We start from the raw sequence: 12,446 nt of genomic DNA, 5'->3' as shown, positions 1-12,446 counted from the left end.
CTTTAAGCTAGTGTTTAATTTTTTATTTATCAATATTTTTAGCCATTTATATGGATACATTTTTCAAGAGAAAAATATTTTATCCTCTATCTGTTTAGGTAAGCTTTTCTAATCGTGTTCCAAGATTAGGACTAGACAAACTTTCATATTTATTTAACCCACACATGCTCCTTTTTTAATATCCTTTACTATAAGCTGTAAAGATTTATTGCCTAAATAATAATTATACCCTATCGTATAGGCGATAGCAAATGGCTGCCCACTTGAAACAAGTGGCAAGTAGCCACCCAAGTCAAACCCTATGGCTTCATACGACTGCATACAGTCTATTTGGTAAAGTTCCAGTTTAAGATGCCTTTCTTTTATCAAATGAAATTTACGGGCATAAACTTTTTCACTAGCAAATACTGGTGTAGCATTTCCTGGACCAAAAGGAGCCATTTGCATTAAAATGTTTACAAACTTCTGCGTAATGGCCTGAAAGGGAATAAGGGCATGAATGGTCTGCTGAGGTATCAATAAATCATCCGTTATGGTTTCTGATACTACTTCCTCAAATTTTTTCTGGAACCTAGCCATATGCGCTAGTGGCATAGTAAGCCCTGCAGCAAAAGCATGGCCACCATATTGGTGTAAAAGCGGACTACATGCGGAAATCGCTTCATATATATTATAACCAGGTATAGAACGCGCAGAACCAGTAGCTTGGCCATCAGAAAGCGTTAAAATCACAGTAGGTCTATACCACTGTTCAATGCAACGAGAGGCTACAATACCAATAATACCTTTATGCCAATCTGGGTTAAAAAGAACATTGCTTTTGCTTTGCTGGGGCCTATTTTCTATCATAGCCAAGGCTTCTTGCGTAATGGTATGGTCAAGCGATTGGCGCAAAAGGTTCTGCTGGTCAATAGACTGAGCCAAATGATAGGCTTTTACTATATCTTTTTCTACAAGTAACTGAACCGCTAAAGCAGCATGGCTCATGCGCCCAGCAGCATTAATCCGTGGGCCTATTTTAAATACAATATCAGAAATGGTAATCGTAGCAGCAAAACGCCCCAGTTCCATTAATGCTTGTAGACCTGGACGAGGTTTGGCTTCCAACTGTTTAATGCCATAGTAAGCTAAAATCCTGTTTTCATCTACTAATGGAACAATATCACAAGCTGTGCTAACCGCTACAAGGTCTAAATAGCTATAAGGAATTTCAGGATTTAATCCGCATTGCTTACAAAAAGCTTGTAAGAGTTTAAAACCTATACCACAACCTGATAATTCTTTAAAGGGGTAGGGACAACTTGGTTGCCTTGGATCTAAAATGGCATAAGCTGGTGGTAAGACCGCTCCTACTTCATGATGGTCACAAACAATTACATCTATACCCCTTTCGACCGCTTGGGCAATAGATGCATAGGCTTTTATGCCACAGTCTAAGGTAATGATCAGCTGAATACCCTCTTGGTATGCTTTTTCTATAGCTTGCATGGAAACCCCATAGCCTTCTCTCATGCGGTCTGGCACATAATAGCTTACTGTTGCACCAGGTAATGATTGAAGAAAATCATACACCATGGCCACAGCTGTAGTGCCATCTACATCATAGTCACCATAAATCAATATTTTTTCTTTTTTGCTTAACGCTTGGCGCAAGCGCGTGACTGCTTGTGCCATACCTTGCATTAAAAAGGGATCACACAACTGAGCCAAGGAGGGACGGAAAAAATGTTTAGCAGTTTCAAAGGTTTCTATTGCCCTATGGACCAAAATGGATGAAATAGCAGCGGGCGTACCCAGCACTTTTTCTAATCCTGCGACCTTATCAGGTTCCTTAAAAGATTGAATCACCCAACGTTTGTGCATAAGCGCAATAAAAACTGATCCAACTTAGCAAAGCCCTGACAAACGACTCGCCTCTTTAATAGCCAAACCGCTACCATACCGAGAGATTGGATACTTTTCTACAATCTCCTGATAGCAATCATAGGCATTTTTATACTGCGCATCTGCTTCAAAAGCAACAGCTGCTTTAACCAAATAGCCAGGTGTATAGACACTATTTGCTTTATAACGAGCAGCTTTCATATAATAGATAGCCGCTTGCTTATGGTTTTTTTGTTCACTATAGGCATCACCCATCACACACCAAGCACGGGCTTGTACAATATAATCGTTGACTTTAAACCTGCTTAAAAAAGCACGCACTTGATCATACTCTTTTTGGTGCATATAGGCAATCCCTGCATAAAAACAGGCCAGATTGGCTGTTGCAGTATAAGGATACTGTTTAATGACTTCCAAAAGGCCTTTATTAACCCCATCCCCCTTTAGCGCTTTATCAAAATCACCGGCTTCAAAATGATAAATGGCTTGAAAAACATCATCTTGTGCTTGTACATTCTTGGACTCCTTTAGATACAAAAACCCAAAGTACACAGCCGCTGCAAGCAAGATTAGACCAATGCCGATGACATACCATTTTCGTTTACCTCCCTTTGGAGGGTCTACTATTTCTTTTTCTTTATGGTCTGCTGAAAGATTTCTAGGAATGCTATTTATATCTATTATTTTCATAAAATTTAATACTGAAGAAATGGATAATCCATCTGTTTGTAAACATACTGATAAACAGTAGCTGGGTCTGGAAAGGCAGATGCCTCGGCAAAAGCAACTGCCTGGGCAATTTGATCTTTGACTTTTCGATCAATAGCTTCTAATGCGCCTTCATCTACAACTTTCTTTTTTAGCATCAACGCTTTAAGCTTAAGAATGGGATCTTGCTCTTTATACGCTTCTACCTCTTTTTTAGTACGATAAGCAGCAGGATCAGACATGGAGTGGCCTTTATAACGGTAGGTGGCAAACTCCAATAAGCTGGGTATGCCCTGTCTAGCTTTTACAGCTGCTCGTTCTACAGCACGGTGTACTGCTTCTACACATAATCCATCTAAACGCTCTGCATCCATAGCATAACTGCTACCCAGTTGATAGAGTGCTGTAACATTAGAACTCCGTTCTACTGAAGTACCCATAGCATACCCATTATTTTCAATTATAAAAATAATAGGTAGCTTATAAAGCATCGCTAAATTAAAAGCTTCATGGGTAACACCTTGGCGTACGGCACCATCTCCCATAAAGGTAATACAGAGATTACCTGTTTTTTTGTACTGCTCAGCAAAGGCAATGCCCACTCCTAAAGGCACTTGCCCACCAACAATGCCATGGCCACCTAAAAAATGATGCGACTTATCGAACATATGCATCGAGCCTCCATACCCTTTAGAAACACCCGTAGCTTTACCATAGAGTTCCGCCATTATATGATTCGGGCTCGTTCCCAATGCAATAGGATGGGCATGGTCACGATAAGCTGTAATGTATTTATCCCCTTGACGCAATGCGGTCACCACACCAGCTATACAAGCCTCTTGCCCTGTATATAGGTGACAAAACCCTCGGATTTTTTGCTGTCCATAGAGTTGGGCGGCCTTATCTTCGAATTTACGTATCAGCAACATAAGCGCATACCATTGCGCATAAAAAGACGAAAGATCACCAATAGGCGATACAGGAGATTCCGTTTTAGCTATTGTTGATGAGACCATGGTTATACTTAGATTGCGATCATAGACCTTCTGCAAAACCTATTTCTAATGGCAATTTTGGTGTCGAAGCTTGTCTATGCTCCTCAAATACATTTAGTATGCTGCGGTGCTCGACTGCGCTTCTCCTAAAAACTGCTGATCACAAATAGGTTTTGAAGAAGGTCTCATTTCTTTTTCCTTCAGGAAAGGCTTACTTTTTTTACCTTACCTAAAATTTAGAAGGATATGCCCTATTATAAAACAAAGGTACCCAAGTAGTCACAAAAAATCAAAAAAAGCCTATGGAAGATGATTTAAAAAAAATATTAAAAGGTTACAAAGCATTTAGAGAAAAATATACCAATGCTGATGAATCTATTATGTATGGCTTGCATCGGAATGGACAACAACCTAAAGTGATGGTGATTGCCTGTTGTGATGCTAGAGTAGATCCAGCTTTAATATTACAGTGTGATCCGGGGGATTTATTTGTTGTGCGGAATGTAGCCAATATTATACCTCCTTATGAAAAGGATACCAGGCATCATGGCACAAGTGCTGCTTTAGAATTCGGTATTTGCTTCCTTAACATAGCGCATCTAATTATACTTGGCCATAGCCAATGTGGGGGCATTAAAGCTTTATTAGCAAGTGAGGATTTAAAACAAGATGATTTTATTACCAACTGGGTTGCTTTAATCAAAACGCCCGATTTTAAAAAACACCAAGCAGATGATTATGCCAAATTGTCATTAGCGCAATCTTATCAAAATGCTATAACCTTTCCCTGGATTAAAGAACGAACAGAAAAGGGTAAGCTTACCATTCATTTATGGTTTTTTGATATCCAAACTGGTCAAATTTATACCTATTCCAATGATAAAAATAGATATGAAGTTTTATTGGATGTAGAGGAATAGAAAAGCTACTGAGACCATGCATCAACTTAAAGGAAAAATTCATAAGTTGCATTAGACCTTATTAGCGACAATTTGATTAAATTCCTACGAAAACCATCTACCTTGCAGTCTGCAACACGATTATATACCTCTAAATTAAAAAAATAGGATATGGAGTATAAAAAAGAGAACAAAGCACTAAAAACAGCTAATCAACAAGGAGAAAAAAGTGTACAAATACCAGTTGGCAGTGCTGATGTCAAAGAGATGATCGCACAAAAGTTGTATGCAGATAAAACGCCCTATATAACCAAACTCTTCAAAACGAATGGCATATATTACTTCTTTACAAGGCCACGAAGATTTGGAAAATCTCTACTCCTAGATACCATAGACCAAATAGCAAAAGGAAATAAAGAATTATTTAAAACATGTGCTATTTATCGAGATCAAACATATAAATGGAAAAAATATCCGGTTATCTGGTTGAATTTCTCAAAGCTGGCTAAGGATAGCTCAGAAAAACTACAAAACAACTTGATAGACATATTATATGCCTTTGCTAAAAATTATACTATAGATAGAAATGAAATAGATCCTATTATAGGTGAACCAACATTAGAGGGTACACTAGAAAAGTTGATTAATGCGTTAACAAAACTAGATAACGGGTACGAACCTACACCCATTATCTTAATCGATGAATACGACAGTCCATTAATATCTTGTGAAAAAGAACAGTATGAAGCGGTGCTTTCTGTGCTTAGTTCATTTTTCAGAGTTTTAAAAGGAAGTCAGAAGGACTGTAAACTTATTTTTGTAACAGGTGTAACTAAATTTCACTTATCTGGCCTTACCTCAGGGGCTAACTCAGCTAATGACATATCCTTGCATGAGGATTATGCAGAGATGTTGGGCTATACGGAAGAGGATATCAATAACTTATTTTTTAAAGGAAAAGAAGACAATATTCATGCAATTATAGAAAACATAAAAAAAGAATATAGGGGAAACAAAGAATACACAGTTGACGAATTAAAACAAGAATTAAAAAACTATTATAGCGGGTATTATTTTGCAAGAAGTATTAAGCAGGGGGTCTATAACCCAGACTCTATACTAAAATTTTTTTATGAAAAAGGCTTTGGAAATTATTGGTCTAATTCAGGAAACCCTACCATCTTACTAAAACAGATACAACAAAATATTTATAGATTTGATATGAATTGGGAGAAAGATAGTTTCCCAATTAAAAAAAACGAATTTAAAAATTTAGCTTGCTCTATCCATGAGATACCCTTACTTCCATTAATGTATCAAACGGGTTACCTTACCATGAGTCTTGATCCTATCAAAGATCATGTAGAGGATGAATGTATAGATGGGCTTGATAATGTATACAATATAACATATTATTTAAAATTTCCTAACAGGGAAGTTCGGTCCTCTTTAAAGCTGACCTTATCTAGGTTTATAGCTCAAAAACAACAAGAAACAGGAAAAATATATAGCGCTTCTATTTTAGAATCGTTAAGAAAAGAAGCATGGGTTGCTTTTCTTAACGTTATCCGTAGTGGTTGTTTGGCCAAGGCAGGTTATCGTTTTCTGGATAAAACCGAAAAGAGCTTTCAGGGTGCTTTATATTCTTTTCTTAATGGTCCTTTTCACACCACTTATGATACGTGGGCCAGTGCTGAAAGAGATAGTGGCATAGGCCGTACAGATATCATTATGGAGGACCAATATAATGATCAAAGCACTGTCTATGTTTTTGAATTAAAAGTAGACAAATCACCCTTATACGCTCTGGAGCAAATACATAGTAAAGATTATAGCATGCAATATGATTTATGCTATAAGAAGGTGCTTATAGGTCTAAAATATGATCCTATAAAACTCAATATTACAGAAGCAGCTGTTGAAGTGCATCAAAAAGATGATAAAAATGAGTTTCAAGTAATGCCACCTAAAAACTTTACCATTAATCCCGTTGGTTATTTTCAAGAGGTAGGATCGAAATAAATGACGACCGCACGAGGAATAGAAAATCTGCTGAGACCATAGATCAACTTAAAGAAAAAATTCATAACTTGCATTAGTCAATTGTTTGGTACAAAACTACTTTTAAGCTATTTCCATTGCAGCGCTAACGTGCCATAATGTTACTATGAAAACAATAACGATAGACCTTATTATTAATGACAATGCGCTAAAGCTTTTAAAAGATTTAGAGCTACTCAAACACATACGTTTGCATAAAAAAGGCAAAAAACATAAGACAGATGAAGGTGATGCTAAGGAGAAAATTTTGACCAATCTTACGCAAGCATTCAAGGATGCACAACTTTTTAGAAAAGGAAAACTTAAAACAACACCTGCTAAAGACTTTTTGAATGCGCTACGAGGTTCAACTCTGATAAAGAGGTGCAAAAATTAATCGATAATCTAGAAAAAGATCAAGATCTAACAGCCAAACAGCAACCAAGCGCTATATGAGGTGCACCCACCACACATCATAATTTTTTACTTAAAAATACACAGCTTGCATCATTTGCATAACCCGACCTTATAAAATCAACCTTATAACCCAGACGTTCATAAAAGTTCTGAGCACCTAGAAAGCTCACGGTACAAACAGTTGCCATGGAACAGGCCTCCTTACGACCAAGTGCATGTACCTCCTCCATAAGTTGGCGCCCTAAACCCCGATTACGATAATCAACATTCACCCAAAGTTGATCAACATAAATCACACCATAGATCATACAGCCATTCACACCTGCTTGAATTTGCTTGGCTTTATCCTTATTCACCCAAAGTTGATCAACATAAATCACACCATAGATCATACAGCCATTCACACCTGCTTGAATTTGCTTGGCTTTATCCTTGATAAAAAAACCAAAAGGATCAACCGATTTAAACCCTTCAGCTACTTGATTGAGTTGATGCCTTAAAAAGTTTACATCCTCAGTGCTCGGATCAAATGTATAGTCTATATGCATTGCATAGATTTTTTATCCTAAAAAGCGGTAATACCCATGGCTTCTCGTACCATTGCTATCGTTCCCTTAGCCAGTTGAGCTGCTTTTTCGGTGCCTTGATGGAGCATTGCTTTTACCATTTTAGCATCCAAACCATTCCTTTTTTCTCTAATGGGTGCCAATAAAAGTTGCAAACTGTCGTTTAATATATTTTTAATGACTACATCTCCCAATCCACCACGCCTGTAGTGGGCTTTTAAAACTTCCACAGCTTCCTGATCATAATGAAAGGCATCCAAATAGCTAAATACAACATTCCCTTCTACACGGCCAGGGTCACTGGCTTTAATATGGTCAGGATCTGTATACATTTGAAAGACTTTTTGTTTGATCACCTCTGGTGGATCAGCAAGCGCAATGGCATTGCCCAGTGACTTACTGGACTTGGATTTTCCATCTATACCGACTAATCTGGAGGTTGTACTTAAAATAGCCTTACATTCTTTTAAAGCGTTGGTGTGATAGATTCTATTAAAACGCCTAACAATTTCATTGGTTTGCTCAATCATGGGTAGTTGATCCGCCCCAACTGGTACCAACTCCGCCTGAAATAGGGTAATATCTGCCGCTTGACTAATAGGATAACAAAAAAAACCAACCGGAACAGTCTCATTGTATCCTTTTTGCTGCATTTCAGCTTTTACAGTAGGATTTCTGCTTAACCTACCCAAGGTAACAAGGTTTAGATAATAAATGGTTAATGCTGCAATTTCTGGTATCTGAGATTGAATGAAAATGGTTGTTTGGTCAGGGTCAATCCCAACACTTAAATAATCCTTGGCAATTTCAACAATATTTTGGGTAACTTTTTCTGGATGATCAAAATGATCGGTTAATGCTTGTAGATCCGCCACTAGGATATACTGGTCATACTCAGTTTGTAGCTTGACTCTATTTTGTAAAGAGCCAATATAATGACCTAAATGGAGCCCCCCCGTTGGCCTATCACCCGTTAAGATTTTCTTTTTCATTTGCTGTATCCTTGATTAAACCTATCTTTTCTTGGCACTGCATAAAGCGTATAATATATATAGCCACACACTACAAAAAAGTCCTTCAATATGCATAGCAGCTATTAATAATGCACCTAACGCTATTAAAAAGTAACGAGACCTATTCGCTTGAAAAGAAAACCCTTGAAATTTAAAAGCTAAAAATGGAATATTGGAAACCAATAGATAAGAAAGTAGCATGGTTAGCAAAGGCAACACCAGGGGTTGCGTGAGCCCATGCACCAAGTGCGGATAAAGGGCACGCGCTAACATAATAGGCAATGTAGCTACTATGATGGCACTAGCTGGTGTGGGCAACCCTATAAATCGATCTACTTGTTTGGGATCCACATTAAACTTAGCCAACCTAAGTGCAGCAAAGACAACGATTAACAAAGCTGCATAAGGACGATAAGGACAGCTTTCATATGTTTTAATCAACATATAAAGGATAGCCCCAGGCAACATACCAAATGTAATAAGATCTGCTAATGCATCTAACTGCTTGCCAAAGGCAGACTGCGCACAAAGCAATTTCGCTACAAAACCATCTAAAAAATCAAAACAAGCACCTATAAAAATGCTATAACCAGCATAGACCAAGTGCCCATTTAGAGCCAATAGGGTACCTATTGCACCACTGATTAGGTTTAAAACAGATAAACAATTTGGAATATATTTTTTCATACCTTGATCAAATAAAGGATAGTGCCAACCTCTACTATAGAGGTTAAAATCATGCTGCTATAAACAGTAGCAATATAGCTGATTTATGCTCGATATTAAAATCATAAGGCCATCTATTTGCATGCTGCAACAATACATATTACCCATCCCAGTAACCTGAACCCTACATTTGTAGTATAGGATAACCAAGATCTGAAAAAATATTTTTTACTTTAGACCTTCTGGGAAACCTATTTCTAATGGCAATTTTGGTGTCGAAGCTTGTCTATGCTCCTCACATACATTTAGTATTCTGCGGTGCTCGACTGCGCTCCTCCTAAAAACTGCTGATCACAAATAGGTTTTGCAGAAGGTCTTTTGAATAGCCTATCGATGCTACAATTATAGCATTTTAATTAAAATTTAATTACGCTAATAACATACATGCACTGGTAGCGTCTCCACAAAAGGTAGCCAATTTATGGACCGTATCAAACGAGGGACTTAATATAAAACTGCATTGCGCATATTATACAAATAAATAATAACGTAAATGCTTTATAATTTGCATATATCATGGTAGGTAAGAAACTTTTTTATCCCTTCTACTCATGTTAGCAGGATGTACAAATATAGTTCAAAAAGATTATAGTAATGCTACTGATCATGCTATTGCTATTAATTCCCCTGTTAAGCCTACTACTGCTACTACTGCTGCGTCTCCTAAGGAAAATCAGAACTCGTCCGCTCCAAGGACTCCGCCTAATGTTGATGCTGCTATCTTTGGGGTTAAGGTTGCTGCTGGTTTTACTACTGTTTTGTTTGGTACTTCTCTTGCTTTATTTGCTTATACTGATGATCTGCCTTATGTTAAGCGCTCGCTTATTGTTTCTACTGGCCTGGTTTTTATTGCTTGCTCAGGTTATATATATAGTCTTTTTTATAATAGCAAAGCCTCCGATAAGCAGACTCAACACTTCGTGCAAGCAATGAAAGAGAAGCAAGACGTACAACCTCGTGAAAATGAAGAATGCCCGATATGTCTTGAGCCTGGTAACAGTAACCAACCTCTATATCCACTTCCAGATTGCCCTTGCCCCTCCCACTATCTTCATATAGACTGCATTATAACATACATCCAAGCTACACCTTTGCGCCTTTTGAACTGCCCCGTCTGTAGGGTAAAGATGGATATGAATGTAGATATTAATAAAAGCCTAACCAAAAGACATGTCGCTGCTTAATGGAGTTAGCAAGCGGAAATCCAGTATTACAAATCACCCCCTAAAGATTTGGCATATACCTCAATATATCCTAAATTGGACTGGTTAATTTCAGTTGAAATTAAAGTATAAAGCAGCTAAGGTTTCTGCGCATGTGGTGAAATTGGTATACACGCCATCTTGAGGGGGTGGTGCTTTCGGGTGTGGGGGTTCGAGTCCCCCCGTGCGCACGCAAAAGCTGTATATAGTAGACCTTCTGCAAAACCTATTTGTGATCAGCAGTTTTTAGGAGAAGCGCAGTCGAGCACCGCAGAATACTAAATGTATGTGAGGATCATAGACCACAAAATTGTCATTTAGCAATAGGTTTTCCAGAAGGTCTATGGATTTTAACATTAAAAGATTGATATAGCCTTACAAAAGTCTTTCGGGGTGGTTAGCTCAGCTGGTTTAGAGCATTCCGTTGACATCGGAAAGGTCGTTGGTTCGAATCCAATGCCGCCCACAACGCTGTATAGATGAGACCTTCTGCAAAACCTATTTGTGATCAGCAGTTTTTAAGAGAAGCGCAGTCGAGCACCGCAGAATACTAAATGTATGTGAGGAGCATAGACAAGCTTCGACACCAAAATTGCCATTAGAAATAGGTTTCCCAGAAGGTCTAATATTCAAAGCAACTGCACTGCCAAGTGGTAAAAGAGCCGTTTACATACTTACTATTAAATGAATGGATCATTGCGTACCCATAGAAGATTTCTGGATTATTTCGAACGTAGGTATCAGCTGGTTATTCGAAATGTTGAAAATTTCGCCGAGCATATAACGCCTCCTTTTAGCTATGCAACCATCATTACACTATTGCTATCGTGGTTATGTATCAGTTTTGGTCTTAGCCTGTGGCTGGCTAAAACTGCTTTAGCCAGATGGATGAACCCTATCTATATAGAAACAGAAAATCAAAAAAAAATACTTTCCTTAGCACGTACAGTAGAAACGTTCGAAAAACAATTTACATCCCAAACAGCCTTTATTGCTACCCTTCAAAAAATCATTCGAGGAAAATCTAAACACCCCCTAGCCCATACACCCCCTCCGAGTACTCCAGAACCAACAGAAACCGTCTCACGGACTGAGCCATCTGCAGCAGCAACCAATCAGAAGCAACCTACCAACAATAGATCACCTCTATTGTTTCCGCCTATTAACGGAATGGTTACAAAATCATTCCATAAGGAAGGCAATCATTATGGCGTTGATATTGTAGCAAAAGAAAAAGATCCCATTAAAGCCACATCAGCTGGCGTCGTGATTTTTTCTGATTGGTCGGTCGATACGGGATGGGTTGTTGTCATTCAACACTATAACAACGTTGTTTCAATCTATAAACATTGTGCTATTTTATTTAAAAAAGTTGGTAACTTGGTTAGAGCAGGTGACGTAATCGCCCTTATGGGCAACTCCGGAGAAATTTCTACGGGGCCTCATCTGCACTTTGAGCTTTGGAGCGAAGGCGTTGCACTAAACCCTGAAGATTACATTAATTTCTAGAAAAAAAATGTTCAATAACAAAATAAAAAATGCAAATCCTGTAACCATTAGCAACATTATAGGTCAGGGATCTCACTTAGAAGGCAATATAAGCACCACAGGCAATTTACGTATAGAGGGTAAGGTAACAGGCAGTATCAAAACAAAAGCAAAAGTAGTGTTAAGCCATACTGCTCAGATAGAAGGCAATATTGTAGCACACAATGCTGAAATTGGTGGAGAAGTAAAAGGGACAATAGAAGTGGTAGAATTGCTTGTGCTGAAATCAACTGCAACCGTATGGGGCGATATTGTTTCCAGTAAGCTGGTTTTTGAAGAGGGCGCTTGTTTTGATGGGAAATGTAAAATGGGTAAGGAACATAAAGCGATACATGACTATAACTTAGATAACCCTACTGATCTATCTGCTAAGGCTAGAACTGTTGAATATACCACAAGCAATATAGAAAATCTACCATCATCCAAATCCATAACACCTTAAATATGC

Annotated in this window: 12 protein-coding genes and 2 tRNA genes; 8 read left to right on the top strand and 6 right to left on the bottom strand. The window is 38.1% G+C overall.

What is annotated here, in order from left to right; genetic code table 11:
* Positions 1-153 precede the first annotated feature (153 nt).
* Genes recJ through pdhA form a run of 3 tightly spaced genes read right to left on the bottom strand, consistent with a single transcriptional unit; the run spans position 154 to position 3,608 of the window.
* Positions 154-1,863: a single-stranded-DNA-specific exonuclease RecJ gene (gene recJ / locus FPG78_RS05675; protein ID WP_144087009.1), complete on the bottom strand. Its 1,710-nt coding sequence runs from the start codon at positions 1,861-1,863 to the stop codon at positions 154-156.
* 24 nt (positions 1,864-1,887) lie between these two features.
* Positions 1,888-2,574 (bottom strand): tetratricopeptide repeat protein, encoded by a 687-nt coding sequence (locus FPG78_RS05670; RefSeq protein ID WP_144087008.1) that lies wholly within the window; start codon positions 2,572-2,574, stop codon positions 1,888-1,890.
* A 5-nt stretch (positions 2,575-2,579) separates the two neighbouring features.
* Positions 2,580-3,608, bottom strand: coding sequence for a pyruvate dehydrogenase (acetyl-transferring) E1 component subunit alpha (gene pdhA / locus FPG78_RS05665; RefSeq protein WP_144087076.1), 1,029 nt, complete (start codon positions 3,606-3,608; stop codon positions 2,580-2,582).
* A 281-nt stretch (positions 3,609-3,889) separates the two neighbouring features.
* Between pdhA and FPG78_RS05660 the strand changes: the two genes are divergently transcribed.
* The 3 genes from FPG78_RS05660 to FPG78_RS05650 all read left to right on the top strand — a co-directional run bounded on the left by FPG78_RS05660 (position 3,890) and on the right by FPG78_RS05650 (position 6,923).
* The gene (locus FPG78_RS05660; RefSeq protein WP_144087007.1) at positions 3,890-4,507 is read left to right on the top strand and encodes a carbonic anhydrase; all 618 of its coding nucleotides are present in this window, start codon (positions 3,890-3,892) and stop codon (positions 4,505-4,507) included.
* 150 nt (positions 4,508-4,657) lie between these two features.
* Complete coding sequence (locus FPG78_RS05655) at positions 4,658-6,508, top strand: AAA family ATPase (RefSeq protein ID WP_144087006.1); 1,851 nt, start codon at positions 4,658-4,660, stop codon at positions 6,506-6,508.
* 145 nt (positions 6,509-6,653) lie between these two features.
* Positions 6,654-6,923 carry a hypothetical protein gene (locus FPG78_RS05650; RefSeq protein ID WP_144087005.1) on the top strand — a complete coding sequence of 90 codons (270 nt, stop codon included), beginning with the start codon at positions 6,654-6,656 and terminating at the stop codon, positions 6,921-6,923.
* A gap of 76 nt (positions 6,924-6,999) precedes the next feature.
* Here FPG78_RS05650 and FPG78_RS05645 read toward each other — a convergent pair whose 3' ends face one another.
* Genes FPG78_RS05645 through pssA form a run of 3 tightly spaced genes read right to left on the bottom strand, consistent with a single transcriptional unit; the run spans position 7,000 to position 9,209 of the window.
* Positions 7,000-7,491 carry a GNAT family N-acetyltransferase gene (locus FPG78_RS05645; RefSeq protein WP_144087004.1) on the bottom strand — a complete coding sequence of 164 codons (492 nt, stop codon included), beginning with the start codon at positions 7,489-7,491 and terminating at the stop codon, positions 7,000-7,002.
* A gap of 17 nt (positions 7,492-7,508) precedes the next feature.
* A complete protein-coding gene (gene trpS, locus FPG78_RS05640; protein WP_144087003.1) occupies positions 7,509-8,501 on the bottom strand; it encodes a tryptophan--tRNA ligase in 993 nt (330 codons plus the stop codon).
* A gap of 21 nt (positions 8,502-8,522) precedes the next feature.
* On the bottom strand, positions 8,523-9,209 hold the full coding sequence (gene pssA, locus FPG78_RS05635; protein WP_144087002.1) for a CDP-diacylglycerol--serine O-phosphatidyltransferase: 687 nt from the start codon (positions 9,207-9,209) through the stop codon (positions 8,523-8,525).
* A gap of 590 nt (positions 9,210-9,799) precedes the next feature.
* Between pssA and FPG78_RS05630 the strand changes: the two genes are divergently transcribed.
* From FPG78_RS05630 to FPG78_RS05610, 5 genes are all read left to right on the top strand, one after another.
* Positions 9,800-10,432, top strand: a complete 633-nt coding sequence (locus tag FPG78_RS05630) for an RING finger protein (protein WP_144087001.1) — start codon at positions 9,800-9,802, stop codon at positions 10,430-10,432.
* Between the two features lie 127 nt (positions 10,433-10,559).
* Positions 10,560-10,641: transfer RNA gene (locus FPG78_RS05625), tRNA-Leu, on the top strand.
* Positions 10,642-10,841: 200 nt separating this feature from the next.
* A tRNA-Val gene (locus FPG78_RS05620) sits at positions 10,842-10,916 on the top strand.
* Positions 10,917-11,134: 218 nt separating this feature from the next.
* Entirely contained in the window at positions 11,135-11,959 is an 825-nt protein-coding gene (locus FPG78_RS05615; protein WP_144087000.1) for a M23 family metallopeptidase, read from the top strand.
* Between the two features lie 7 nt (positions 11,960-11,966).
* Positions 11,967-12,440 carry a bactofilin family protein gene (locus FPG78_RS05610; protein ID WP_144086999.1) on the top strand — a complete coding sequence of 158 codons (474 nt, stop codon included), beginning with the start codon at positions 11,967-11,969 and terminating at the stop codon, positions 12,438-12,440.
* The last annotated feature ends 6 nt before the right edge of the window (positions 12,441-12,446 follow it).

Source organism: Cardinium endosymbiont of Dermatophagoides farinae (assembly GCF_007559345.1).
Classification (GTDB): domain Bacteria; phylum Bacteroidota; class Bacteroidia; order Cytophagales; family Amoebophilaceae; genus Cardinium.
The sequence above is the reverse complement of the archived record's forward strand: the minus strand, read 5'-3'. Positions and strand labels throughout refer to the sequence as shown.